Raw genomic sequence first — 23,942 nt, forward strand, 5'->3', positions numbered from 1 at the left:
CTCCACGTCGTACACCACGTTGATTACATGGCTCCCGCGCCGACACGGGGGACGTTCCGCTTCGACAAATACATGGCAGTCATGGTCGCCCTGCGCGAGAGCGGTTATCCGATCACCGAACACGCCCCGCCGGCCATGCCGCGCCGCTGGCTCGAGGCTGTGCACTGCCCCGACTATGTGGAGCAGGTGTTCGCTTCTACCGTCCCACGCGAGAAGGAGCGCCGCATCGGCTTTCCCGTCACTCCGCATATTGCGCAGCGCGTCGCCCACACCAATGGCGGGACGTGGCTGGCAGCACAGCTCGCCCGCCGTCACGGCTATGCCGGCAACAGCGCCGCGGGAAGTCATCATGCCCTTTACGATACCGGCGCGGGTTATTGCGTGTTCAACGATCTTGCCGTCGCGTCCAACCGCCTGATCGCGGAAGGGGACGCCAGCCGCATCCTGATCATCGATCTCGACGTCCACCAGGGCGATGGTACCGCCAGCCTTACGGCAGGGCGTGACGACATCTTCACCCTCTCGCTCCATGCTGAGAAGAATTTCCCGGTCCGCAAGGCACGATCCAGCCTCGACGTGCCCTTGCCGGACGGGACCGATGACGATGGTTATCTCGAGGCGCTCGATCGGCACCTTCCCCACACGATCGAGCAATTCGAACCTGACTTCGTGCTCTACCAAGCCGGCGTAGACGTCCATGGCGATGACAAGCTGGGGCGCCTCGCGCTGACCAGCGAAGGGCTGGTTCGCCGCGACAGCTACGTGATCCGTGCCGTACGCTCGCGCGGCGTGCCTGTCGCGAGTTCGCTCGGCGGGGGATATGGCCCCGACCCGCGCGAAGTCGGTGAACGACACGCCAGGTCGATGATCGCCTGCGCCAGGGCGAATGCCGAGTTCGTTCAGCTTCCGATAGTCTGCGCGATGTTATAGGATGACACCATGAACCGCCGCGAACTTCTCAAGGGCTCGCTTGCCGCCAGTGCAGCGCTCACGCTGCCGGGCCGGGTAAGCGCTCAGATCAATCCGACCGCCAGCCGCGATGCGCAGCTTTTCGCCATCGCGCGCGACCAGCTGGCGCGGGTGGGTGATGTGCTCTGGAAGAAGGATATTGTCGGAATTGCCGATTTTGGCCTTCATTCCTCGGAGCGACGCTTCCATTTCGTCGATCTGGAGAACGAGCGGGTACAGAGCTTCCATGTCAGCCATGGCACAGGCTCGGACAGCCAGCATGATGGCTGGCTCAAGCGCTATTCGAACATCGAGGGCAGCGAGGCGACCAGCCGCGGCGCCTATATGACGCGCAGCTGGTACACAGGGCGGTATGGCACCTCGATCAGGCTCGACGGGCTCGATCCGACCAATGACAAGGCGCTGCCACGCGCCATCGTGATGCATCAGGCGGAATATGCCCGTCCGGAGCATGTCGATAGGTGGGGCAGGCTGGGCAGGTCAAATGGGTGCTTTGCGCTGGGACCCGACCAGTTCGATTATGTGCTTCTGAAGCTTAGCGGCGGACGCCTGCTCTATGCCGAAAGCCTGGGCCTGACCGATGACGGTCGCCGCGTACCGCCGCCCGTCACGCAGACCGAATTGCTACGCAGCGACAGCGGCGGTACTTTCGAACGGACGAACCCCGGCGTTTACTAAGGCCGGGGTCGCCGTCTTTCTCAGGTGATCTGCATGTCGTCGACGATCTCGACGGCTTCCTCACTCGTCTCGCGCGCACGATCGGACACGCGAGGCGCGTCGAGCGCTTCGAGCACCGGAACATCGCGGTCGTAAATATCTTTGAACGTCTTCATTTCGCCGTTCACGTCCGTCGCCATGGTGAAGTAGGTGAGATAGACCGGCCACTGCTTTTTCATTTCGTAGCGGGTATATTCACCGCTCGTCGTGATTTCCGAGACTTCCTGCTGAATGGCCGGGATATCTTCACGACTGTTGGCATTGCCGAGCATGGACATGGTCATGGCAAGTTCGCGTGCGCCCTGCACGCGGATACAGCCATGGCTCAGCGCACGGTTCTCATTCGCGAACAGATGGCGGCTCGGAGTGTCATGAAGAAAGATGGCATGCTCGTTCGGCATGTCGAGCTTCATCAGACCAAGCGCATTCTGCGGCCCAGGCTGCTGGACCACGGTGACCCAGCCGTTCTCTCCCTTGGTCGCCTTGTAGCCAGCATTTCGCGCCCAGCCCGGATTGCCGAGTACCTTCGCGCCAAGGCCTTCGCCCTTCACGATGGACTGCGGAACCGTCCAGGTGGGATTGTAGATCACCGCTTCGACCATCTCCGCCAGCTGCGGCGTAGCGGTGCGGCCGGGTTTGCCGACCACGGTGCGGTAGCTTTTGATGATCCGGCCATTGACCGTCAGGCGCAGCATGTATTCCGGCACATTGGTAACAAGATACTGCTTGCCCAGATCCTGCGGCAGCCAGCGCCACCGGTCCATGTTCGCACGGATCAGCTTGACGCGCTTGGCGTCCTTGGTCGCGGCAAGTTCGTCGCGCAGTGCGGCGTAATCGGGATGCAGCGGATTGAGCGAGGCAAGCGTACCGGCGATATCGCCGCTCGCGAGCGCATCTTCCAGCAGCTTCCAGGTCGGCATGCGATCCGCATCCGGATCGACGACGAACCACTGGCGGCGCGCTTCCATGGGCGTACGGCCGTCGCGCAAATCTTCGACAAGCCACACGAAAGTCTCGCTTGCCAGCTTATTGAGCGCTTCACCCTCGCCGGCGGCAATCGCGGTGCGAAGGGCATCGGCGCGATAATCGGACGGGTTGAGTCCTTCGGCAGCAACTGTCGGAATGAAGGCGAGCAGCTTTTGAGCCTGTGCCTTCGTCCACACACCCTCGAGCGAGGGAATTTCCTGCACCACTTCACCGCTGGCCATGCGGATGTCTCCGAAGGCCTCGCTCACAGTCTGTGCGCTATTATCCTGCTGCCGCGGAGTGGCTGCATCGGACTGTGCGGCTTGCAACGCTGTCGGCAGCAAACTTTCCGGCTCTGCCTGCTGAGCCTGTGCGGCGGTTGCGAGGAGAACTGCGGCAATCGCTGTTCCGGTCGAAATTCTAAATCGTGTCATTTGGCCCACCAATTTTGCGCTGTGGCAATATATACTGCTTTTCCACGCGCTATGTACTGCTAACTGCCTGAAACAATCCGCGATCCCGGCTTACCCACCGCTGAACCAAGTTGCACCTGCGGCAGGGCGCACTATGCCAGCGACGATGAGCGTAAATGACGACAGCCTCAAGCCGGTGGTGGCCACTATCGTCGGGATTGCACTGTTTTCGGCCATGGATGCAGTGATGAAAAGCGCGAGCATCGCGATTGGCGCCTACAGCGCCTATCTTCTGCGCTGCATGATCGGCTTCTGCATGATTGCACCGATCTGGTGGTGGCGAACGCGAAAAATGCCGGCGAGATCGGTGATGAAGGTCCACATCAAGCGCGGAATTGTCGTCGCCTTCATGGGCTGGACCTTTTTCGGCGCATTGGTCCGCCTGCCCCTGGCCGAGGCAATTGCAGTCAGCTTTATAGCCCCGCTCATCACGCTGTATCTGGCCGCCCTTATCCTGGGCGAAAAAATAGAACGACGGGCAATCCTTGGCGCCTTATTGGGCTTGGGAGGGGTGATCGTGATTGTAGGAGGGCGCATCGGACGAGAAAGACTGAACGAAGATTCCTTGGTCGGACTTACGCTCGTCACCGTCTCGGCGCTGCTCTTCGCGTGGAACCTCATACTGCAAAGGCAACAGGCTTTGGTGTCGTCGCCAGAGGAAGCCGGTACCTTTCAGAATGGCGTAGCTGCGCTCACATTGCTCGCCGGTGCGCCGTTTCTTCTAGTGATGCCCCCCGCTCCCGTGTGGGGCGAACTCTTCGCGGGTGCTTTCCTGGCGGTAACTGCCCTGCTATTTCTCACATGGGCCTATGCCCGGTCGGAGACCCAGCGCCTGGTACCGATCGAATACACCGGTTTTCTGTGGGCCTCGCTGTTTGGCTGGCTCTATTTCGGCGAACAGGTACGCGGAGCAACAATAGTAGGCGCCGCGCTTATCGTTGCCGGATGCTGGATCGCAGCCCGCCGCAAGCGTCCTGAACAGAGCGCGCTGTGATTAGTTTTTAGCGCTGCTGAGCCAATTCGGTCTGGTCTGCAGGCGCATTATCGGCTGCGAACGTAGCGGCGGCAGTGAACATGCCGGCCACACCCAATGCAGCCGTCATCACGGCAAGGCGAACTGTCTGGCGTGATTTTGCGTTCGTGTGTGTAGCGGTCTTCATAGTTCAAACTCCTCATCGGGCGGCGCTTTTCGCTGTTATTTCTTGCGCTGCGCAGCGGCCCGTCATTGCCCTATCAATGGGTTGCGACAGGTTTGGGTTCCCTGCCGGCCAGATGAGCGCCGGTGATACCCTTGATTTTTTGCCCGCCACAGCGCACAGGCGCGGCACATTCTGCCGCCTTACCCATTGGTGGTGTGACGGCTTCAGAAAGAAAGGAATTTGCCCGCATGACCCAGGTCGGCCAGGACAGTCTCGCAACGCGCTCAACTCTCACCGTGAACGGTAAGGACTATGCTTATTATTCCTTCGACAAGGCTGCCGAAAAGATCGGCGACGTGTCTAAGCTGCCGTTCAGCCTGAAGGTCCTGCTGGAAAACATGCTGCGTTTCGAAGACGGTGGCTTCACCGTTTCCACCGACGATGCGCAGGCGATTGCCGACTGGCAGAAGAACCCGGTCACCGGCAAGGAAATCCAGTATCGCCCCGCCCGCGTGCTGCTTCAGGACTTCACCGGTGTGCCCTGCGTGGTCGATCTTGCCGCCATGCGCGATGCCATCGGGAAGCTCGGCGGCGATACTTCGAAGATCAACCCGCAAGTTCCTGTCAACTTGGTCATCGACCACTCGGTCATGGTCGATGAATTCGGTCACCCGAAGGCCTTCGAGAAGAACGTCGAGCTTGAGTACGCCCGCAATGCGGAGCGTTACGACTTCCTGAAGTGGGGTTCGAAGAGCTTCGAAAACTTCTCCGCCGTGCCCCCGGGCACCGGCATCTGCCATCAGGTCAATCTGGAATACATCGGCAAGGGTGTGTGGAACAGTGAAGATCCCGACGGCAATGCGATCGCCTATCCCGATACCTGCGTCGGCACTGACAGCCACACCACCATGATCAACGGCCTGGGCGTATTGGGTTGGGGCGTCGGCGGGATCGAAGCCGAAGCCGCCATGCTCGGTCAGCCGATCTCCATGCTCATCCCCGAAGTCGTCGGCTTCAAGCTGACCGGCGCGATGGCCGAAGGCGTGACAGCAACCGATTTGGTGCTGACCTGCGTCCAGATGCTGCGCGAAGTCGGCGTGGTCGGACGTTTCGTCGAATTCTACGGCGAAGGTGTGGCCAACCTCACCCTCGCCGACCGTGCGACCATCGCCAACATGGCGCCGGAATACGGCGCGACATGCGGCTTCTTCGGCATTGACGACAAGACGCTCGAATACATGCGCCTCACCGGCCGTGACGAAGAAACCATCGCGCTGGTCGAAGCCTATTCGAAAGAACAGGGTATGTGGTTCACGCCCGAGAACGAGCCGGTCTTCACCAAGACGCTCGACCTCGATCTGTCGAAGGTCGTGCCCAGCCTTGCAGGCCCGAAACGTCCGCAGGACCGCGTCGCGCTGCCGCAGGTGGACGAACTGTTCAACACCGACCTCAAGTCGATCTACGGCAAGGACCAGCCGCTGCGCGTGGACGTCGAGGACACCCATCACGATGTGGGCGATGGCGACGTAGTGATCGCGGCCATCACCAGCTGCACCAACACGTCCAATCCCGATGTGTTGATCGCTGCCGGTCTCGTCGCCAAGAAGGCGCATGAGAAGGGCCTGAAGCCCAAGCCGTGGGTAAAGACCAGCCTCGCGCCCGGATCGCAGGTCGTCACGGACTACCTCGTGAAGTCGGGCCTGCAGGACGATCTCAACGCCATGGGCTTCGACCTCGTCGGTTATGGCTGCACGACCTGCATCGGCAATTCGGGCCCGCTCGCCCCGCCGATCAGCAAGGCCATCAACGGCAATGACATCGTCGCCGCCTCGGTCCTGTCGGGCAACCGCAACTTCGAAGGCCGCGTGTCGCCCGACGTGCGCGCCAACTTCCTCGCCAGCCCGCCGCTCGTGGTCGCCTATTCGATCCTCGGCACGGTGACGAAGGACATCACCGAGACCCCGCTTGGTCAGGACCAGCACGGCAATGACGTGATGCTCGCCGACGTGTGGCCGACGAACGAGGAGATCGCTCAGCATCGTGCCGCCAATATCGACCGGCAGATGTTCGAAAGCCGTTATGGTGACGTCTACAAGGGCGACGAGCATTGGCAGGCGATCAAGGTCGAAGCCTCCGACACCTATCGCTGGAACCCGACCAGCACCTACGTCGCCAGCCCTCCCTTCTTCGAAGGCATGTCGATGGAACCGGCACCGGTCACCGACATCACCGATGCAAAGCCGCTGGCGATCCTCGGCGATTCGACCACGACCGACCACATCAGCCCCGCCGGCTCGATCAAGGAAGACAGCCCGGCAGGCGAATACCTGAAGAACCATCAGGTCTCGAAGGCGGACTTCAACTCCTACGGCTCGCGACGCGGCAACCATGAAGTGATGATGCGCGGCACCTTCGCCAACATCCGCATCAAGAACGAGATGGTCCCGGGCGTCGAAGGCGGCATCACCACCTACAAGGGTGAACAGATGCCGATCTACGACGCGGCGATGAAGCACAAGGAAGACGGCACCCCGCTGGTGGTCGTTGCCGGCAAGGAATACGGCACCGGCTCCAGCCGCGACTGGGCGGCCAAGGGCACGATCCTGCTGGGCGTGCGCGCGGTCATCGTCGAAAGCTACGAGCGTATTCACCGTTCGAACCTCATCGGCATGGGCGTGCTCCCGCTGCAGTTCAAGAATGGCGACACCCGCCAGAGTCTGGGCCTCGGCGCCGATGACACCTTCACGATCAAGGGCCTCGCCGACCTGACCCCGGGCCAGGACGTCGAAGTCGAAGTGACGCATGAAGACGGCAGCAAGGCCACCTTCACCGCGCTGTGCCGCATCGATACGGCGAACGAGATGGAGTATTACCGCAACGGCGGCATACTCCATTACGTGTTGCGCAAGCTCGCAGCGGCCTGAGGCCAGGCGACACCGGATCGAAGGGGGCGGTTCCGCAAGGAGCCGCCCCTTTTCACTGGCGCGCTATTTGTCGAACATGTCGCCCTGCGGCTTGCTGGGCGGTGCGAGGCCGAGGTGATCCCAGCCCCCATCGTTGAGCATACGGCCCCGCGCCGTACGGGCGATGAGGCCGAGCTGGATCAGATAGGGCTCGATCACCTCCTCCACCGTATCGCGCGGCTCGGACAGCCCGGCAGCAAGCGTTTCCACGCCCACCGGCCCGCCCTTGTAGGTCGTCGCGATCATGGTGAGATAGCGCCGGTCCATCGCATCGAGGCCGAGGCTGTCGACTTCGAGCCGGGTCAGCGCCTCGTCGGCGACCCGCGTCGTGACCACCGGCTCGCCCAACACGCTGGCGAAATCGCGCACGCGGCGCATCAGGCGGCCTGCCACGCGGGGCGTGCCGCGCGAGCGGCGGGCAATCTCGCGCGCGCCGCCTTCGTCGATCCCCATGCCCAGCAGGCCGGCCCCGCGGGTGACGACCTTGAGCAGCTCGTCCTCGGTGTAGAAGTTGAGGCGCACGGGAATGCCGAACCGGTCGCGCAGTGGCGTGGTCAGCAGCCCCTGCCGCGTGGTCGCGCCGACCAGCGTGAAGGGCGGCAAATCGATCCGCACGCTGCGCGCCGAGGGCCCTTCGCCGATGATGATGTCGAGCGCGCGGTCCTCCATCGCCGGATAGAGCACTTCTTCGACCACCGGATTGAGCCGGTGGATCTCGTCGATGAAGAGCACGTCGTTGGGTTCGAGATTGGTGAGCAGCGCTGCCAGATCGCCCGCCTTGGCGATCACCGGTCCGCTGGTGGCGCGGAAGCCCACCCCCAGTTCGCGCGAGACGATCTGCGCCAGCGTGGTCTTGCCGAGGCCGGGAGGGCCGAAGAACAGCACGTGATCCATCGCCTCGCCGCGCCCCTTGGCGGCTTCGACGAAGACGCGCAGGTTCTCGCGCGCGGCCTTCTGGCCGACGAACTCCGCCAGGCTTTTGGGCCGCAGCGCCGCATCAGGATCCTCGGGCTGGCGGTCGGGCGAATGGAGGGGGATGTTCACATCGGTCATCAGAACGGGTTCACCGTGTAGCCCTCCTGCTGGAGCCGGGCGTGGGCAGTCATGGCGGAGAGGTCCATCTCAACACCTTCGATCAGCTGGTCGGGAGTGACACCCTGCGCGGCGGCGCTCTGGCCGCAGACGATGAACCGTACCCCGTGATCGAGCATGGCGCGGACCATCGGGCCCGAGGGATTGTCCAGCGATCCCTCCGCAGTCGCCAGCTGGCGCGCCGACCACCCGCCGTCGTTCAACAGGTCGAGTACGGCAGGCCCGTGCACCACCACGGCCACGCGGATGTTCTCTTCCGGCACGCCGGCAGCGACATGCATGTTGATGAACCGCGCCGCGCTTTCGAAGCCGCGGTTGCGCGCGCCGTCTTCGGTAGCCTTCGCGACATCGAAGCTGTGCGCGAATGCCGTGTCGGCAGCGAAGGGTTCCACCCCCGCCACCGAGGCATGCGGGCCGAAACCATCGAACACCGGACCGGTCTCGAACGCGCTCATATCCTGCGCGGCAAGTGGCGCGGCCATCAGGTAGAGCAGTGCAGCGGAGGGTCCTGCGAGCCGGTGAGGCCGGTCAATAGGCATCGTCATTCTCCCATTCGCGCCATTTGAACTGCTGTGCAATCAGCCAATCGCGCGCATTTTCAACAGGCCTGCCAATCACCCACGCACCTTCTGCGGGCAGGTGGGCCCGCGAGCAGCTGGTGAACGGGCCATAGTCGACATACGCCGTGTCCGACGACCAATCCCCGCGCATCACATCGATCACATCCACTACCAGGCCGTTATTCCACGCGGTAACCGATTTCTGTGGTCGGACCCGCAAGACGATCGCGTCATCGTCGACCTGGGGGGGCACTTCCGGCAAGAACACGTAGGTTTCGGAACCGGGACGGCAGGCGATAGCGGGCGAAGCGGTTAGCAGCCCGATCGCCGCAGCGCTCATCAACACTACTTTCGAAACCATCCTTGTCACCCCGCCGCCCTCTTCAGCGCCACGCGGATGAGGTCGCCCTCGGCCGCGCCTTCGCCCAGTTCGCTTTGTGCCGCTGCCACCGCGCGCGCAGCGACGGCGGGTTTGAAGCCCAAGTTTTCAAGCGCGCTTACCGCATCGGCGCTGGCCCCGCCTGCGGGCATGGCGACGCCCGAGCCGCCCGCCATGCCTCCCCCGCCCGGCAGCGCGCCGGCCTTGTCCTTCAGTTCGTTGACGATGCGGCTGGCCAGTTTCGGCCCGACGCCCTGCGCGCGCGCGACGGTGGCGGCATCGCCATTGGAGCAGGCCTGCTGCACCTCCGCGGTCGAAAGCGCCGAGAGGATCGCCAGCGCGACCTTGCTGCCCACGCCCTGAACCTGCGTGAGCAGGCGGAACCAGTCGCGTTCGGCACCGTCGGCAAAGCCGAGCAGGCGCATGTCGTTCTCCGAGACCTGCAGATCGGTATAGACGGTGCAGGCTTCGCCCTTTTCGCCCAACTGGCTGAGCGTGCGGGCCGAGCAATGGACGAGATAGCCGACGCCCGAGACATCGATCACCGCCCAGTCCACGCCGGTTTCGTCAAGCAGGCCTTTGAGCTTCGCAATCATGGTGTTTCTCTCTGCGCTACCGCTACGCTGCTTGAGCGCGGTGTCTCTTTCTGCACTATCGCTACGCTGCTTGAGCGCGGTGTCATTCCTCGCCGCCGCATCGCTGCGTGGGCGCGTTTTGTTCCTGCCGCAGTCCGCGCTGCGGGTCCACCCTCCCGCGCCGTTTCTCCCGCGATTCGCGCGGCAGGATGGAGCAGGTGGAGCACGGTCCAAGGCAAAAAGCCGCGATCCGTCACCCTGGCTGGCGAAACTGTCACCCTTGCGCGCCGATCCGTCACCTTACAGGGCAATCTGTCACCTTCCCGCGCCAAACTGTCACCCTTCCCCCGCCGATCTGTCACTTTCCGCAAGGCGAGCTGTCACCACCGCGCCCCGCATGCTGTCACCCTTTGCGTCTCGAAGTGTCACCCCGCCCGCCCCTTTCAGACTGCCGCCATCCCGCACCAATACCAATTCAGCAGGGCTGTAGGAAAGGCATGCTTGCTCGACAGGCGGCTGATGCGCGATATGACGGCACCATGAGCTGGAACACATTCGGACGGACCCTGCGCTTCACTACCTGGGGCGAAAGCCACGGCCCCGCCATCGGCGCGGTGGTCGACGGGTGCCCGCCGGGCATCGCGCTGACCGAAACCGACATCCAGCCTTTCCTCGATGCGCGCAAACCGGGGCAGAACAAGTTCACCACCCAGCGCAAGGAACCCGATGCGGTCCGCATCCTGTCGGGCGTGTTCGAAGCGCCCGACGGGCAGCAGCGCACCACCGGCACGCCGATCAGCCTGCTGATCGAGAATACCGACCAGCGATCGAAGGATTATTCGGAGATCGCCAACACCTATCGGCCCGGTCATGCCGATTATGCCTATGACGCGAAATACGGTTTTCGCGATTATCGCGGCGGCGGGCGCAGCAGTGCGCGCGAAACCGCGATGCGCGTGGCGGCGGGCGCGGTGGCGCGGCGGATCGTGGGCGAAGTCGACATCCTCGCCTATGTCTCCGAAATCGGCGGCGACCGGATCGATCCGGCCAATTTCGACCGTGACCAGATCTCCGGCAACCCCTTCTGGTGCCCCGATGCCGATGCCGCGAAGCGCTGGGAGGCGCTGGTTGACGATGCGCGCAAGGCGGGATCCTCGCTCGGCGCTGTGGTCGAATGCGTGGCAAGCGGCGTCCCCGCCGGATGGGGCGCTCCGCTCTATGCCAAGCTCGACAGCGATCTGGCGGCCGGCATGATGAGCATCAATGCGGTCAAGGGCGTGGAGATCGGCGACGGTTTCGATGCCGCGCGCCTGACCGGCGAACAGAATGCCGATGCGATGACGCCGGGCGAGAACGGGCCGCACTTCGCCGCCAATCATGCGGGCGGGATCGCGGGCGGCATTTCGACCGGCCAGCCGGTGGTCTGCCGCGTGGCCTTCAAGCCGACCAGTTCGATCCTGACGCCGGTGCCCAGCATCGACCGGCAGGGCGCCGCCACGCAAGTGCGCACCAAGGGCCGCCACGATCCCTGCGTGGGCATTCGCGGCACGCCCGTCGTCGAAGCGATGATGGCGCTGGTGCTGGCCGATCACAAACTGCTGCACCGCGCGCAATGCGGATAGATGGGCGGGTGACGGGCGGGCATTAGCTTACGCTTACCCAACCGCCGCGTTCAGCCAGCGCAAAGCCGGGCGTGGTAGGATGCCTTCCATGAAAATCCTTCCAGCCCTTGCCATCAGCCTTGCCGCCGCAGCCACCGCCATCGGTGCCGGACCGCCTGCCCATCAGTGGGAGATCGGGCCGATCATTCGCGGCAAGAGCTATTCGGTGAACATGCCGCTGCGTCCGCAGCCCACGTCGCAGGGCTGGAGCTTCGAATTCCCGTCGAACAGCAAGCGCGATGGCCATGTCCATTATGTGAGCTTCGATCCCGGATCGCTGGACGGCGCACGCGAGATTAAGGTGCGCTACCGGGTCGATGCCCGGCGCGGCACGCGCTTCGTGCCGCAGCAATTTCCGGACCGGCCAGCGACGGTTTCGCTCTATTTCCAGCGCGCTGGCGACAATTGGAGCGCGAAGGGACGCTATGCGATGTATCGCTGGTACGCACCCTCGCCCACCGTCCAGAACATCGCGCCGGGCGTGCATGAAATGACCGTGAGGCTCGACGATCCTCGTTGGGGCGCGGTGGTTGGCGGGATCAAGGCCAACGACAGGCCCCGCGAATTCCGCGATGCCCTGGCCAATGCCGACAAGGTCGGCCTGGTCTTCGGTTCGACCGGCGGGCGCGGACACGGCGTCTATGCGACGGGCCCGGCGCGCTTCGAACTGCTGGATTTCAGGATCAGGTAGGCGTTAGCCGTCAGACGCCCGTATCGCGCAGCACGGCGGCGCGCAGTTCGGGAATGCCCATGCCCTTTTCCGCCGAGGTCACGTGGATCTCGGGATAGGCGGCGACGTGCTTCTTCGCTTCGGCCTCGACCGCGGCGACGGTCTTGGCGAGTTCGCTCGCCTTGATCTTGTCCGCCTTGGTCAGCACGATCCGGTAACCAACGGCCGCTTCATCGAGCATCTTCATCATGTCGCGATCGACATCCTTCAGCCCGTGGCGACTGTCGACCAGCACAAGATTGCGCACCAGCACCTGCCGCCCGCGCAGATAGGTCTTCACCAGGCTCTTCCATTTCTCGACCACTTTGACCGGCGCCTTGGCAAAGCCATAGCCGGGCATGTCGACGAGGCGGAACAGCGTGGGCGCTCCGACTTCGAAGAAGTTGAGTTCCTGCGTGCGGCCCGGCGTGACCGAAGCGCGCGCGATCGCCTTGCGCCCGGTCAGCGCGTTGAGCAGCGAGCTCTTGCCGACGTTCGACCGGCCCGCGAAGGCAATCTCGGGCACGGTCGGTTCGGGCAGGAACTTGAGCTGCGGCGCCGAGAGGAGAAAGTCCACCCGGCCCGAGAACAGCTTGTTCGCCCGCCGTTCGAGCGCGGCCTGTTCGGCCTGCTCGGCCTTGTCCCGCTCGGCCTGTTGCTGGTCCGGCTGGTTTTCGTGGTCGGTCATCAGCCTTTCGCCTTGGCGGCGGCAGCGGCCTTTTCGGCCTTCTCCTGCTCCGCCGCGGCGCGCAGCTGCGGATGCTTGGAGTAGAGATATTTCTGCTGGGCGAGCGTCAGCACGTTGGAAGTGACCCAGTAAAGCAGCAGGCCGGCGGCGAACGGCGCCATGATGAACATCAGGATCCAGGGCATGATGTTGAAGACCTGCGCCTGGACCGGATCGGTCTGCGGGTTGAGCCTGAAGGTCAGCCACATGGTGAAGCCGAGCAGGACCGCCAGAATGCCGATGGCCAGGAAGCTGGGCGGCGTGAATGGCAGCAGGCCGAACAGGTTGAGGATGGTCGCCGGATCGGGCGCGGAGAGATCCTTGATCCAGAGGAATTCACGGTGGCGCATCTCGATCGCGAGCACCAGCACCTTGTACAGCGCGAAGAAGATCGGGATCTGCAGCAGCATCGGCAGACAGCCGGAAAGCGGATTGACGCCTTCCTGCTTGAACAGTTTCTGCATTTCCTGCTGCTGCTTGACGCGGTCGTCCTTGTGGCGTTCCTGCAGCGCCTTCATCTTGGGCTGGATGGCCTTCATCGAAGCCATCGAGGCGAATCCCTTCTGTGCGACGGGGAACATCAGCCCGCGCACCAGCAGGGTGAGGATCATGATCGCCACGCCGAAATTGCCGACGATTTCGAAGATGTGAGTGAGCAGCCACAGGAACGGCTTTTCGAACCAGCGGAACCAGCCCCAGCTGATCGCCAGGCCGAACTGCGGGATGCCTGCGTCCTGATAAGCATCCAGCACGCCGCTTTCCTTCGCCCCGGCGAACAGGCGCGAGGTGGTGGTATAGGCGCGGCCCGCGGGCACAGTGACCGGATCATAGATCATGTCGGCGCGGTAGGTATTGCCGCCGAGCGAACGGAAGGTGGCTTCGGGCGCGGCACCGGCATCGGGGACCATCGCCGCGAGCCAGTAGATATCGGTGAAGCCGACCCAGTCGGTCGTGCCTTCGGGGCTGACCCGGCCGGCCTCTTCGACGTCGTCGTAATCATAGTCGTAATTGGCGCTGCCGCTGAAGGTGCCGACCGGGCCCGAATGGGCGATCCACAGGCTTTCGCTGGCGGTGTCGCTGGTGCGGCCGACGAGACCATAAGGCTGGACCACGACGGGCGCGCCGCTGCGGTTGGCCACGCGCTGGTCGACGGTGATCATGTAATTGTCGTCGATCGAATAGACGAGCTGCAGTTCCACCCCGTCGCCGGTCTGATGCGTCAGCGTGACCGGATTGTCCTGCGACAGCACGCCGCCATCGGCGGTCCACAGCGCATCGTCGGAGACCTTCTGACCGTTCACGAGGAAGCCGAACTGCGAATATTGCTGCGCCGGGGTGCCGCGCGGCGAGAACAGGCGCACAGGGCCGCTCGCGTCATCGGTGCTGGCGTCGTAATCCTTGAGCACGATGTCGTCGACCATGGCACCCTGCAGCGCGATCGAACCGGCCACGCGGTCCGAATCGATCTTCAGCCGCTCGGGCGTGGCGAGCGCGGTCTCGAGATCGGCCTCTTCCTGCGCGATGGCCGCGGGATCGGTCAGCCCGCCGGTGCGGGTGTGCTTGACCGCCGCCTGCTCTGCCGGAGTATCGACCTTCTCCGCCGTCACCGGAACTTCGTCCGGCTGGGGGTAAAAGTGATCCATCGCCCACTGCCAGCCGATCAGCACGGCCAGCGAAAGAGTGAGCACAAGCACGAAATTGCGTGAATTTTCCAAGGTCGATCCCGTTGGCAGTTGTATTCGTCAGATGGGCAGGGTGTATTGCTACGTCAAGACAGCGGCCCTGGCTTTGTACGTCAGGGCACCGGATCGTGGCCGCAGCCCCCCCAGGGTTGGCAGCGCAATAGCCGCTTGAAGGCCAGCCATCCACCCCTGATTGCCCCGTATTTCTGCAGCGCCTCGATTGCGTACTGGCTGCATGACGGGGAAAAGCGGCAGGTGGGCGGCAAAATCTTGCTCGGCCCCAATTGCCACGCGCGGGCGATCCAGATCAGCGGATACTTCACGCCCGCCGCGACCGCTTATGGCGCGGGCCCCGCCCCCGGTCGCCCTTGCCCTCGGCGGCGCGCGCGAGGGCAGCGTCCAGTTCCTCCGCCAGCCGGGCAAAATCGCGCTCCACCCCGCCTTCGCGGCCGATCAGGACATGATCGTGATCGGGCAGCCCGCCCCCGGGCAGCGCGGCCCACAGCAATTCGCGAAAGCGACGCTTCATCCGGTTGCGCACCACCGCATTGCCGATCTTCTTGGTCACGGTGATCCCGTAGCGCCTGCCCTGCCCGTCGTTCGGGCGGGTGAGCAGGACGAATCCGGGCCGGGCATTCCTCAGGCCGCGATTGGCGGCGAGGAAATCGCTCCGCTTGCGGATGACGGAAAGACTCGGGTGCATGGATGTCAGATACGCGAACGGGCCCCCCGAAGGGAGCCCGCAGGTTCGCTCAGCCTGGCAGGCCACGCACGAGGCGCGGCCGGTCAGTCACTTAGGCGCAGAGGTTCTTGCGGCCGCGCGAACGGCGGGCACGGAGAACCTTGCGGCCGCCCGGAGTAGCCTTGCGGGCGAAGAAACCGTGGCGACGGGCGCGCACGAGGTTCGAGGGCTGGAAAGTCCGCTTCATCGGATGATCCTTCGTTAAATCACATAGACGCCGGGCGAATCGCTCCGACAGAAAAAGGGCCGCCGCAAGGGCGACCGCTCTTGTGGAGGGGCGCTTAAGGAAATGGGGGCCGAAGGTCAAGCCTCTTGCCGCTTTACGCCGCATCGGATGCGCTCGCCACTCGACAAGCTGCCTGCCGCTTGCCAGACACGCACCATACGAGGGGGTATCAGACACGTGGTCGCACTGGTCCGGACGGTGGCCTATCTGGGGCTGGAAGCGCGCGCCGTCGAGGTGCAATGCTCCCTGGCACCCGGCCTGCCCAATTTCAACATCGTCGGCCTGGCCGACAAGGCCGTGGGCGAAAGCAAGGAACGCGTGCGCGCCGCGCTGTCTTCCATGGGGCTGGCGCTGCCGCCCAAGCGAATCACCATCAACCTCTCGCCGGCCGATCTGCCCAAGGAAGGGTCGCATTACGATCTTCCCATCGCGCTGGCCGTGCTGGCCGCGATGGGCATCACCGACGGCGAGCAGCTGGCCGACTGGATCGTGGTGGGCGAACTGGCGCTAGATGCGCGGGTCCAACCCTCGCCCGGGGTCCTGCTCGCAGCGCTCCATGCGAGCGAAGCGGAAAAGGGCCTGATCTGCCCCGCCGCCCAAGGGTCGGAGGCGAAATGGGCGAGCGACGTGCCCGTCCTCGCCGCGCCCGATCTGGCCAGCCTGCTCAACCATCTCAAGGGCACCGCCCAGCTCCCCCAACCCGAGCAGGGCCTGGTCGAGGAACCCGGCAAGGCGCCCGATCTGAAACAGGTGAAGGGGCAGGAAACCGCCAAGCGCGCGCTGGAAATCGCGGCGGCGGGCGGTCACAACCTGTTCAGATAAGATATCCCTACACCTTGATCGATAATATCGATAAACAGGGGTAACGATGGACTGCGTAATCTACATCCGCTGGTCGAGCTCCGAACAGGGCAAAGGATCGAGTCTCGAGCGCCAACAGGACATCTGTCGCCGTCATGCGGCCGAGAACCAATGGACTGTCGTCGACGAGCTGGTGGACGATGGCATCAGCGCTTTCAAGGGGGAGCACGCGTCCTCCGGTTCGCTGGGCCGCTTCGTGAAGGATGTCGAGGAAGGTCTATACCCTGATGGCGTGATCCTGCTCTGCGAGCAGCTCGATCGCCTGTCGCGTCAGGAGCCGGGTCGCGTCTTCATGTGGATGATGAACCTGACGGACGCGGGCGTCGTCGTCGCGACCGTCGACGGTGCCCGGCGCTACAGCAAGGGCAACTTCGACATGGCCTCGATCCTCGAGGTCGTGGTCAAGGCCCAGCTGAGCCACGAGGAGAGCGAGAAGAAGAGTCAGCGCCTCGGTGCGGCCTGGGCTGCGAAGCGACGGCGCCTCAACGCGGGCGAGAAGTTCGTGATAACCCGTCGCGCTCCTGCGTGGCTCGAGGTGATCGGTTCGCCGCCTGTCTTCATTCCGATCCCGGAACGCGCGGCGATCGTTCGCCGAATCTTCGAGGAGACGGTCGCAGGGTTCGGGAAGAACCACATCGTGAAGAACCTCAATCTTGAGGGCGTCCCGCCCTTCGGGAGGGCCGATGCCTGGCACGCAAGCTACGTCCAGAAGATCCTGCACAATCCGGCGGTCGTCGGAGAGCTGCACCTGGCGCGCAAGGCTCGTGGGTCGAAGCGGCAGGTCACGGGCGAGATCATACTCGACTACTATCCGAGCGTCGTCGATGCAGACCTTCACCGACGCGCCATCGCGGCGATGGCCGAACGCTCACGGAAATTCACGGGCCGCGGACGAAAGTTGGTGAACCTGTTCTCTGGCCTCGCCCAGTGCGGAACCTGCGGGTCGAAGATGACATTTCGCGGAAAAGGACGGAAGCAGCGGGCCGATGGCACCTGGGTGAACGAGGATTACCTCGTTTGCGATGGATACCAGCGGGGGAAAGGGTGCTCGAACGGCGTCCACTACAACTACGCGATATGGGAAGAAGGAATACTCGATCCCATCATCCTCGAAGCCCTGCACGAGGACCGGTCCGCAACGCAGGCCGAGGTACGCGAGTTGGAGATCGAGGTCGCACGGCTCGAACGGACATGGGAGATCGCCCAGGCGAAGTCGGATTCCGCCTTGCGGATCGCAGTCGAGACGGGACGTAACGAGGCGCAGACTCTATGGACTGAACTGGCGGCGGCATCAGACGCCGCCGGCGATCAACTCGACGACGCACGCGCGCGCCTCGTCAGTCTGGTCCATGCTCCGAGCGTCGAGGAGCAACAGAAGCGCGTCGGGGCCCTGCGTTCATCGCTTCAGGATGAGGACGAGACGACCCGTTTCGAGGCCAGGTCCAAGGTGATGGCCGCCGTCCATGCGCTGGTGGATCGCCTGACTTTCTTCGGTCCGTATCCGCTGGGTGTTGAAATGGAAGTGGCAGGTGAGCGCTTGATATCCATCCACTATGACGAGCTGAACCGAGGCACGGATTGGTCGATGTGCCGGATCGATGGCGAGCCTTTCGGTGGGACCGCCTCCGCCTAGCTCTTGGCGCCAGAATCAGTGGCACCAATGAATTCGCGCAGTTCCTCCACCCGCTCGTCCAGCCAGGAGAAGATGGACACCGCCCGTGCCGCAGGATCGCCATGGAAGCTGTCGTAGTCCCGAAAGACGAAAAAGTCGCTCACGGGCCTCAGCCACTCTTCCCCCGGCAATCCCTCTTCTGGGAACATGTCGTCTTCTTCGTGAGCGAGCTGCAGGAAGACCTTCGGCGCAGATGTTATGGGATCCGATCCATGTTCGCCCAGTTCCTCGTCCATGACGGTCCGGTATCTCTGGTCGGGACTGTCCGGAAACCACAGGCCCGTGTTGAGGTAGCAGCCCTCGGGCCATCCGTCCGGCAGATGGACCCAGCGATAGGAATTGAAGCGGCCGAACTTGACATCGGCCTCGGCCCACACGGTGTTGCCGTTCCAGTTCCCGATGCCCTGGACACGGACGAACATGTCGTCGACGAGCTTCTTCAACCGGTCGGTCGATCCGATCTGCAGGCCGAGCAGCGCCACGTCCTGACTGGCGGGGTATTCATCTGACATTCCATGCTCCTTCAGGAATTCTGCGAAAGCGTCCACCAGGACACGCGCGTGGACACTGGTCGCGAAATCGGCGGTAACTGCTTCAAATGCCCGAGACAGCGATCCCCAGGTGGCGACATACCTCTTCAGTCCGCGATAGCCCGGTTCGCTCGGATTGATCGTCATGTACCCCGGGGGGACGGGTGTGAAATGGGTCACGAAGACTAGAGCCTTCACAAGACCTGGACTGCCAAACTGCTGGTCTTGCAGCCAGGTTCCGTATCGCTCCAACTGCGAAACACGGCTCGCGTCACTCGCGCGGTCGTGATCCACGGCATGGGCCACCTTATTCTCGAACACCAGCCATGGATGTCCGTCGATGCTGATCACCATGTCGGGTCGCTGGACCTCGCGCTGCGCCGCTTTTCCTTTCTCGGCATCCATCTGATGATCAATTCGTTTCTCGATGACTACCTGCGTCGCAATTCCGATCACGGACCCTGCTTCGAGGAGAGCGGCGCAGTTCTGTCCGGTAACGGACTTTAACGCCTCAGCGAGTTCATGTGGAGGCAGTGCGCGCAGGATCGCCGCCACGCACTCGGTGAGCCAATCCTCCATCGCTTCACGCTTTTCGCGGCTCCGGTACTTGAAGAGATCGACGAGGAGGCTGCTCATGGAAACTCACGGACCGCGCCGAGGAGTCGGATGAATTCCGTGTTATCGCCATCGGACTTCCAACGGTTGATGAAGTTGCAGACGATCTGGAGATTGCCCCTCTCGTAATGGCCGTCGCTGTCGATGCGATCGAGCGAGCAGCACATCTGGGGATCGTCGCCGCCAATCCATTGGAGTGGTAGCCCGGAGAGATTGCACATTCCTTCCTGCGCGTCGAACAGCTCCTCGAGGTACCGCTCGGCCTCGGTTCGCGTGCCGAGACGGAACTCCTTGTTCTTCATGCGCCGCTCCACCGACTGACCATTAGCTGCCCTCGCGGTATCCTCGGCGCGCGTGATCATCTGGAGGAAGGTCTTCGCCCGTGCGTCGCCATAGGTGACGGGCATTGCCTGTGGGCCCGTCTGGGTCTTGGCCCTCCATTCCCGCCGATCGTGCCATTCGGACAGGTCCTCGCCCCGTACGAGCGCTCGGGCGTAGGCTGCGTTATCCGGGCCTAGCCGCTGGAGCGTCGCTTCCGTGGTGAGGAAATCGTGCGCCTTGCGGTGAACCGCTTTCCATCGAAGGGGCCTGCCGAGTTCGTCGCTCGAGGACCAGGGGCGACACGGCTTCCTGTAGAAGTAGACGTCCCGCGAACCCCATGGCGCCGGCTTCGGATCCGGTTCGAGTTCGATCGAACCCTCTTCCTCCAACGTCATTGTCCACCAGATGCGATCCTCGTGCCGATGGATCCACAGATCGCCGCTGCTCTCCATGATGATCGTCCCGAGGTTATACCAGCGGCTGGCGGTGGATTTGACGGGGGTTACACCCTTGGCGGTCTTCAGGTGCGCGAGCGTCTGCTCGATGTAACCTTCGCGGTCGTCGGCCGCCCAGAAGGGGTGGAGGCGTTCGTCCTGCATCGTCGCGACGTAGCCAACGGCGAGACAGCGCGGCCATTCATAGTTCTCGCGCCCGAAATTGGCTATGTAGACGTTCAAGCTGCTGCGACCCCTGTCAATGGGAAGGTTAGTTCGAGAGCCGATGCCTCAAGCCGGACAGCCCGCATCGATGGGTCAGCCACTTGGGGCCGTGCTACCGATCGCGCGACCGTCGCAGATCCCCGCACCGACATAGCCACGATACAGAACAGCGCGTCTATTCTTTTGCAATAGTAAAGTCCTGAAGCTTCAGGCCTCCGAAGAAACTTCGCCGTTGCGTCCTTCCAGGCGCTCGCCGGTCTGAACGTGTCGATCCCCGATCTCGACAGGCTCCCGTTGGTCCGGCAGTGTTGCTGGACGCCGGGACAAGAGTTGCCGCGCCCAGGAACCTGCCGAGGGGTGGTTTACGAGGCGGACAGCCAAGTGCCGCGGCTCAGGAGCGCTCGCGCGGGGAAACCAAAAGTGGCAAGAAGACCCGGCGGTCGTGGGCTTGCTTCTCTTACATCCCCATCAGAAGCACTTGATGCCCACGATGACGTTGCTTTCGGCATCATAGAAGATGTTGAGACTTTCCGGTCGTAGATCCTCCGTGATCGGCTCCCGGGTGCTCGCCAGTCGGTATGCGGAAAGAGCGCCCGGATCCGGCGCTTCCGTCCGAGAAAGACCCAGAAGATGGCGACGGTCGGTTGCGCCGCAGGTATCGGAGTCAGCTTGGAAACCGACACGCTGTGAGTCCACATCCCCTGTAGCCGGAATTGTGGTTTCCGGACCGGTGCAGCCCGAGATGAAACTGCACGCTAGAATCGAAACAATCGCTGCTACCCGCATCTCGCGCTCCTTCTGCTGCGATACTCATGGGTTGAACTTCATATATATGGTGCCTGAGCCAATGCTCCCCGAAAATCTCCGTCGGAAGGACACCGAGGTGGACGGGTATCTTTTCCACTTGCCATTGTGTATACTTTAAAGTATCTCTCGGTTTAGGGGGATTTTTCCGATGCTGGAAAATCACATTGAGAACGCGGCGCTCGAACGGCGCTTCGCTTTGTTCTGCGATCGATTGAGCTTGAGTGAATGCGAAGTGCGCTCACTTACCGGGTCGAAAGCCTCGCTCGCTCGCCGGGATGTCGATCCCGTTCATCGCGAGACCTGCATCCGACTGTTGCTTGAGCTCGAACCCCTGCTCGTGGAACTGAAGGGCGAAGATGAGTTCCACCTCTGGCTCAGACGTGATGGTTTCGGCCAGACGCCTCTCGCCTTTCTCGCAACAGGTCCGGAAAGTATTCGCGGCATGATCTATGCTACGAAATCGCTTCTCTGTCAGAGGAAGGCGTTCTGCGCTTGAGGGCAGTCGGCAACGAGAACCTCGGTCGGCAGAAGGCGGCGCTGCGAAAATCCTCGGCGGCGATGGACAGGCTGCGGGCTCTGGGCCTGCTGGGGGGAACCATCGAGAGGTTGCACCTCGGCCTGAAGCAACCCTACCGATCGCGCAGGGACGGCCTGGAGATCCGAGATGCGCTTTCGTTTCCGCTGCTCTCCCCCATCGGCGAACCGCTCGGGCGGTACGGCTACATCAACTTGCCGGAGGTCACCCAGAACCCTCTGCATCCGAAAGGGTGGGGCCCGGGACCGTGCGCCGAGTATCGGCTCGGGAAAGGGGAACACACCGCCGTGGTCGCTGCGGATATCCTGGACTTATGGTTCGCATGGCAGTGCTATTGCAGGAACGACGAAGACGCCGTCTTCCTTGCCCGCTCCCACTGGGACGGATGGCCGGCCGAATGGCGATCCCCGGCCCATTGGGCGGCATACGATCGCGTCATCCTGCTTGGGGGCGACGGGGCGGCGGACTTCATCGCCGAGATCGCACCGCTCGCCATACGCGAGATCTTGACCTTCATACCGCCTCCGCCCTTCGAGGACTTCGCCGACATGGTCCGTTCGTCTCAGGCGCCGAAGTGGGACTCGTTCCTGGAAGCCGCCGCACCTGTGGTGCTCAGATGCGAGGGCGACGATCGATCCGGTCTACCGATCGAACTCGGCATCTTCGAAGCAGCGCCCATCGACGTGTCCGGCGGCTTCGCCGGCGGCAGCCTTTTCTATCCCGTGGCCGTCGAGCAGCGGGCTGTCGATCGGCACGGGCAGGTCGTGCACCGCTACGAGACCATGGTCGTCAGGTCGGACGGCGCGCTCCTGAGCGCCGACCCCCTTCCCGCGCCCTGCGGGACCGCCTCTTCCTCGCGGGTGCTCGCCCTGTCGGACGGGACCCGCATCCGTGGCCTGCCAGCTGGCAGTCAGGCCGGGACATGGTCCTTCGGTTCGATCCGCGCGTTCGTCGAATGGAGGAAGGGTAGGTCCGCCCGTCCCTTCCGCGACCTTTCCGATCTGCTCGCCGACACCGAGCGGTACGTACGCTCGAGGGTCTGGCTGCCCGACGACGACGCGCATGCGGTCGTGGCGACATTCGTGGCCATGACCCACGTCCATCAGGTTTTTGAAGCCCTGCCGATCCTGCTGGCGGTCGGGCCGCCGGCGAGCGGCAAGTCGGAACTCGGAGAGGCTGTAGCGCGACTGTCTTTCAATGGTACGGTGGCCGGCCAGCTGCGCGCCGCTGGAATGGTGCGCTTTCTGGACGAGACCCATGGTTTGCTGGTCCTTGACGACATGGACGGCATCGGGTCCGCGTCCATCGACGGCGATGGCGAGATCGCGCAGGCGCTCAAGTCGGGGTACAAACGGAGTTCTGCCCGCAAGCCCGTAGCGGATCGCGGCGGTCGCGTCCGCATGGTCGATTTCTTCGGCCCCAAGATGATCTCGCGCACGAGGCTGCCGACCCCGGTGCTTGGTTCGCGCATGATCGCCATCCATACGGGGGGACAGCCATCAGGTACGCGTCTGGCCTCCTCGCGGTACGACGAGGACGCTCTCGATCGGCTTCGCGACGAGTTGCACTGCTGGGCGATGGAAGCCGCCGCCGATACGCGGGAGACCTGGAGCCGGCTTCCGATCGAGTTCGAGGGACGCTGGGAGGAGATCACCCGTCCGCTCCGGGCGATCGCCAAGGGAGGTGGCGATGACTTCCTGGCGAGAGTGGAAACATGTCTGCATGAGACCACCAGCAGATCGCCTTTCTCCCAAAACTCGGACGGGACGGGCGATTGATACGCCGCCGATCAGGTTTTCACGCGGCTTTTCACGAGGCGCGGTGCGTGGCCGTTCTTGGGAATGATTCCATCACCATGATCTAAATGACCTATTTGGCCAGCTTTCAAGAATTCTCTTATCGTTCCAAATGCTTATACCATAGCGAATTGGGCGAAATATCGGTTTAAAGGAGCAGTGGTCATGCGATACGTATCACCCTCGGAGACCTCTCAGATCGCGGCTTAAGCATCTGAAAAACTGTCGTTTTCTAACTTCGCTTTGTCAACGGAGCCCAATGTCAGACCGCGATCGGGTGGAAAAGGGTGCCCAATCGGCGACGGTCTGTTGCGCGTAGATCGTATTCCAGCACCGTGATCCCGGTAATGTCGCAATGGGGAACCTATGGATCCTGATTAGCCTAGGGGGAGAGGAAGGTCTCGGCCGGCCATCCCAGTGGTTTGAATTGCTTCGATTGGATCACACGCAAGGCGATGCTCGCGCGCCGCCTTCCTCCGGCTCTCGTATGGGATGAGCGACACCCGAGCACGACGGGATTGGTCCAACCGTCACGTCCGTTCCGATCCGGCCTCTTCTCTCTATTG

General features: G+C 63.1%; 23 protein-coding genes and 1 pseudogene. 10 read left to right on the forward strand and 14 right to left on the reverse strand.

Annotated features, from left to right (window positions below; all coding sequences use genetic code 11):
• Nucleotides 1–27 precede the first annotated feature (27 nt).
• On the forward strand, nt 28–930 hold the full coding sequence (locus K3175_RS10330; RefSeq protein WP_221543334.1) for a histone deacetylase family protein: 903 nt from the start codon (nt 28–30) through the stop codon (nt 928–930).
• A gap of 9 nt (nt 931–939) precedes the next feature.
• Nucleotides 940–1,647, forward strand: a complete 708-nt coding sequence (locus K3175_RS10335; RefSeq protein WP_221543335.1) for a murein L,D-transpeptidase catalytic domain-containing protein — start codon at nt 940–942, stop codon at nt 1,645–1,647.
• Nucleotides 1,648–1,667: 20 nt separating this feature from the next.
• Here the strand turns inward: K3175_RS10335 and K3175_RS10340 are convergent, their stop codons facing one another.
• The gene (locus K3175_RS10340) at nt 1,668–3,086 is read right to left on the reverse strand and encodes a L,D-transpeptidase family protein (protein ID WP_221543336.1); all 1,419 of its coding nucleotides are present in this window, start codon (nt 3,084–3,086) and stop codon (nt 1,668–1,670) included.
• A 145-nt stretch (nt 3,087–3,231) separates the two neighbouring features.
• Here K3175_RS10340 and K3175_RS10345 point away from each other — a divergent pair, with 145 nt between their 5' ends.
• Entirely contained in the window at nt 3,232–4,119 is an 888-nt protein-coding gene (locus K3175_RS10345; protein WP_221543337.1) for a DMT family transporter, read from the forward strand.
• A 7-nt stretch (nt 4,120–4,126) separates the two neighbouring features.
• Here K3175_RS10345 and K3175_RS10350 read toward each other — a convergent pair whose 3' ends face one another.
• The gene (locus K3175_RS10350) at nt 4,127–4,285 is read right to left on the reverse strand and encodes a hypothetical protein (protein ID WP_221543338.1); all 159 of its coding nucleotides are present in this window, start codon (nt 4,283–4,285) and stop codon (nt 4,127–4,129) included.
• A gap of 227 nt (nt 4,286–4,512) precedes the next feature.
• Between K3175_RS10350 and acnA the strand changes: the two genes are divergently transcribed.
• Entirely contained in the window at nt 4,513–7,188 is a 2,676-nt protein-coding gene (gene acnA, locus K3175_RS10355; protein ID WP_221543339.1) for an aconitate hydratase AcnA, read from the forward strand.
• A gap of 63 nt (nt 7,189–7,251) precedes the next feature.
• Here acnA and ruvB read toward each other — a convergent pair whose 3' ends face one another.
• The 4 genes from ruvB to ruvA are packed head-to-tail and all read right to left on the reverse strand — an operon-like array spanning nt 7,252 to nt 9,854.
• Nucleotides 7,252–8,280 (reverse strand): Holliday junction branch migration DNA helicase RuvB, encoded by a 1,029-nt coding sequence (ruvB, locus tag K3175_RS10360; RefSeq protein ID WP_221543340.1) that lies wholly within the window; start codon nt 8,278–8,280, stop codon nt 7,252–7,254.
• Nucleotides 8,280–8,864, reverse strand: a complete 585-nt coding sequence (locus K3175_RS10365) for a DsrE family protein (protein WP_247710858.1) — start codon at nt 8,862–8,864, stop codon at nt 8,280–8,282. The genes ruvB and K3175_RS10365 overlap by 1 nt, the downstream gene beginning before the upstream one ends.
• Complete coding sequence (locus K3175_RS10370) at nt 8,848–9,240, reverse strand: hypothetical protein (RefSeq protein ID WP_221543341.1); 393 nt, start codon at nt 9,238–9,240, stop codon at nt 8,848–8,850. Before K3175_RS10370 ends, K3175_RS10365 begins: the two co-directional genes overlap by 17 nt.
• Before the next feature lie 5 nt (nt 9,241–9,245).
• Nucleotides 9,246–9,854 (reverse strand): Holliday junction branch migration protein RuvA, encoded by a 609-nt coding sequence (ruvA, locus tag K3175_RS10375; protein WP_221543342.1) that lies wholly within the window; start codon nt 9,852–9,854, stop codon nt 9,246–9,248.
• 518 nt (nt 9,855–10,372) lie between these two features.
• On the opposite strand from ruvA, the gene aroC reads away from it, so the two are divergent.
• Both aroC and K3175_RS10385 read left to right on the forward strand, forming a co-directional pair.
• Nucleotides 10,373–11,455 carry a chorismate synthase gene (aroC, locus tag K3175_RS10380; RefSeq protein ID WP_221544108.1) on the forward strand — a complete coding sequence of 361 codons (1,083 nt, stop codon included), beginning with the start codon at nt 10,373–10,375 and terminating at the stop codon, nt 11,453–11,455.
• Nucleotides 11,456–11,543: 88 nt separating this feature from the next.
• Nucleotides 11,544–12,185, forward strand: a complete 642-nt coding sequence (locus K3175_RS10385; RefSeq protein ID WP_221543343.1) for a hypothetical protein — start codon at nt 11,544–11,546, stop codon at nt 12,183–12,185.
• A gap of 10 nt (nt 12,186–12,195) precedes the next feature.
• Here the strand turns inward: K3175_RS10385 and yihA are convergent, their stop codons facing one another.
• The 5 genes from yihA to rpmH form a co-directional block, all read right to left on the reverse strand.
• Complete coding sequence (gene yihA, locus K3175_RS10390; RefSeq protein ID WP_247710859.1) at nt 12,196–12,891, reverse strand: ribosome biogenesis GTP-binding protein YihA/YsxC; 696 nt, start codon at nt 12,889–12,891, stop codon at nt 12,196–12,198.
• Entirely contained in the window at nt 12,891–14,645 is a 1,755-nt protein-coding gene (gene yidC / locus K3175_RS10395; RefSeq protein WP_221543344.1) for a membrane protein insertase YidC, read from the reverse strand. Before yidC ends, yihA begins: the two co-directional genes overlap by 1 nt.
• Nucleotides 14,646–14,725: 80 nt before the next feature.
• A complete protein-coding gene (yidD, locus tag K3175_RS10400; protein ID WP_221543345.1) occupies nt 14,726–14,935 on the reverse strand; it encodes a membrane protein insertion efficiency factor YidD in 210 nt (69 codons plus the stop codon).
• The gene (gene rnpA, locus K3175_RS10405; protein WP_221543346.1) at nt 14,932–15,315 is read right to left on the reverse strand and encodes a ribonuclease P protein component; all 384 of its coding nucleotides are present in this window, start codon (nt 15,313–15,315) and stop codon (nt 14,932–14,934) included. Before rnpA ends, yidD begins: the two co-directional genes overlap by 4 nt.
• Before the next feature lie 91 nt (nt 15,316–15,406).
• Nucleotides 15,407–15,541 carry a 50S ribosomal protein L34 gene (rpmH, locus tag K3175_RS10410; protein WP_067468613.1) on the reverse strand — a complete coding sequence of 45 codons (135 nt, stop codon included), beginning with the start codon at nt 15,539–15,541 and terminating at the stop codon, nt 15,407–15,409.
• Nucleotides 15,542–15,757: 216 nt separating this feature from the next.
• Here rpmH and K3175_RS10415 point away from each other — a divergent pair.
• Together K3175_RS10415 and K3175_RS10420 are read left to right on the forward strand one after the other, a co-directional pair.
• A pseudogene (locus tag K3175_RS10415) lies at nt 15,758–16,393 on the forward strand (magnesium chelatase domain-containing protein); the annotation flags it as partial.
• Between the two features lie 55 nt (nt 16,394–16,448).
• Nucleotides 16,449–18,074, forward strand: a complete 1,626-nt coding sequence (locus tag K3175_RS10420; protein ID WP_221543347.1) for a recombinase family protein — start codon at nt 16,449–16,451, stop codon at nt 18,072–18,074.
• Here the strand turns inward: K3175_RS10420 and K3175_RS10425 are convergent.
• From K3175_RS10425 to K3175_RS10435, 3 genes are all read right to left on the reverse strand, one after another.
• A complete protein-coding gene (locus K3175_RS10425; protein WP_221543348.1) occupies nt 18,071–19,279 on the reverse strand; it encodes a hypothetical protein in 1,209 nt (402 codons plus the stop codon). The genes K3175_RS10420 and K3175_RS10425 overlap by 4 nt on opposite strands.
• Entirely contained in the window at nt 19,276–20,256 is a 981-nt protein-coding gene (locus tag K3175_RS10430; RefSeq protein WP_221543349.1) for a hypothetical protein, read from the reverse strand. The genes K3175_RS10425 and K3175_RS10430 overlap by 4 nt, the downstream gene beginning before the upstream one ends.
• A gap of 450 nt (nt 20,257–20,706) precedes the next feature.
• A complete protein-coding gene (locus K3175_RS10435; protein WP_221543350.1) occupies nt 20,707–21,024 on the reverse strand; it encodes a hypothetical protein in 318 nt (105 codons plus the stop codon).
• A 169-nt stretch (nt 21,025–21,193) separates the two neighbouring features.
• Between K3175_RS10435 and K3175_RS10440 the strand changes: the two genes are divergently transcribed.
• Nucleotides 21,194–21,541, forward strand: coding sequence for a hypothetical protein (locus K3175_RS10440; protein WP_221543351.1), 348 nt, complete (start codon nt 21,194–21,196; stop codon nt 21,539–21,541).
• Entirely contained in the window at nt 21,538–23,358 is a 1,821-nt protein-coding gene (locus K3175_RS10445; protein WP_221543352.1) for a hypothetical protein, read from the forward strand. Before K3175_RS10440 ends, K3175_RS10445 begins: the two co-directional genes overlap by 4 nt.
• The last annotated feature ends 584 nt before the right edge of the window (nt 23,359–23,942 follow it).

It is taken from the genome of Qipengyuania aestuarii (assembly GCF_019711535.1).
Taxonomy (GTDB): Bacteria; Pseudomonadota; Alphaproteobacteria; order Sphingomonadales; family Sphingomonadaceae; genus Qipengyuania; species Qipengyuania aestuarii.

What these genes read in the sequence shown, in the direction of transcription:
- aroC (WP_221544108.1), top strand. Translation starts at nt 10,373, where the DNA reads ATGAGCTGGAACACATTCGGACGGACCCTGCGCTTCACTACCTGGGGC.
- ruvB (WP_221543340.1), bottom strand. Translation starts at nt 8,280, where the DNA reads ATGACCGATGTGAACATCCCCCTCCATTCGCCCGACCGCCAGCCCGAG.
- K3175_RS10335 (WP_221543335.1), top strand. Translation starts at nt 940, where the DNA reads ATGAACCGCCGCGAACTTCTCAAGGGCTCGCTTGCCGCCAGTGCAGCG.
- K3175_RS10435 (WP_221543350.1), bottom strand. Translation starts at nt 21,024, where the DNA reads ATGCGGGTAGCAGCGATTGTTTCGATTCTAGCGTGCAGTTTCATCTCG.
- K3175_RS10330 (WP_221543334.1), top strand. Translation starts at nt 28, where the DNA reads ATGGCTCCCGCGCCGACACGGGGGACGTTCCGCTTCGACAAATACATG.
- K3175_RS10340 (WP_221543336.1), bottom strand. Translation starts at nt 3,086, where the DNA reads ATGACACGATTTAGAATTTCGACCGGAACAGCGATTGCCGCAGTTCTC.
- K3175_RS10420 (WP_221543347.1), top strand. Translation starts at nt 16,449, where the DNA reads ATGGACTGCGTAATCTACATCCGCTGGTCGAGCTCCGAACAGGGCAAA.
- rpmH (WP_067468613.1), bottom strand. Translation starts at nt 15,541, where the DNA reads ATGAAGCGGACTTTCCAGCCCTCGAACCTCGTGCGCGCCCGTCGCCAC.
- K3175_RS10345 (WP_221543337.1), top strand. Translation starts at nt 3,232, where the DNA reads ATGAGCGTAAATGACGACAGCCTCAAGCCGGTGGTGGCCACTATCGTC.
- K3175_RS10370 (WP_221543341.1), bottom strand. Translation starts at nt 9,240, where the DNA reads ATGGTTTCGAAAGTAGTGTTGATGAGCGCTGCGGCGATCGGGCTGCTA.
- acnA (WP_221543339.1), top strand. Translation starts at nt 4,513, where the DNA reads ATGACCCAGGTCGGCCAGGACAGTCTCGCAACGCGCTCAACTCTCACC.
- yihA (WP_247710859.1), bottom strand. Translation starts at nt 12,891, where the DNA reads ATGACCGACCACGAAAACCAGCCGGACCAGCAACAGGCCGAGCGGGAC.
- K3175_RS10365 (WP_247710858.1), bottom strand. Translation starts at nt 8,864, where the DNA reads ATGACGATGCCTATTGACCGGCCTCACCGGCTCGCAGGACCCTCCGCT.
- ruvA (WP_221543342.1), bottom strand. Translation starts at nt 9,854, where the DNA reads ATGATTGCGAAGCTCAAAGGCCTGCTTGACGAAACCGGCGTGGACTGG.
- K3175_RS10425 (WP_221543348.1), bottom strand. Translation starts at nt 19,279, where the DNA reads ATGAGCAGCCTCCTCGTCGATCTCTTCAAGTACCGGAGCCGCGAAAAG.
- K3175_RS10440 (WP_221543351.1), top strand. Translation starts at nt 21,194, where the DNA reads ATGCTGGAAAATCACATTGAGAACGCGGCGCTCGAACGGCGCTTCGCT.
- rnpA (WP_221543346.1), bottom strand. Translation starts at nt 15,315, where the DNA reads ATGCACCCGAGTCTTTCCGTCATCCGCAAGCGGAGCGATTTCCTCGCC.
- K3175_RS10350 (WP_221543338.1), bottom strand. Translation starts at nt 4,285, where the DNA reads ATGAAGACCGCTACACACACGAACGCAAAATCACGCCAGACAGTTCGC.
- K3175_RS10385 (WP_221543343.1), top strand. Translation starts at nt 11,544, where the DNA reads ATGAAAATCCTTCCAGCCCTTGCCATCAGCCTTGCCGCCGCAGCCACC.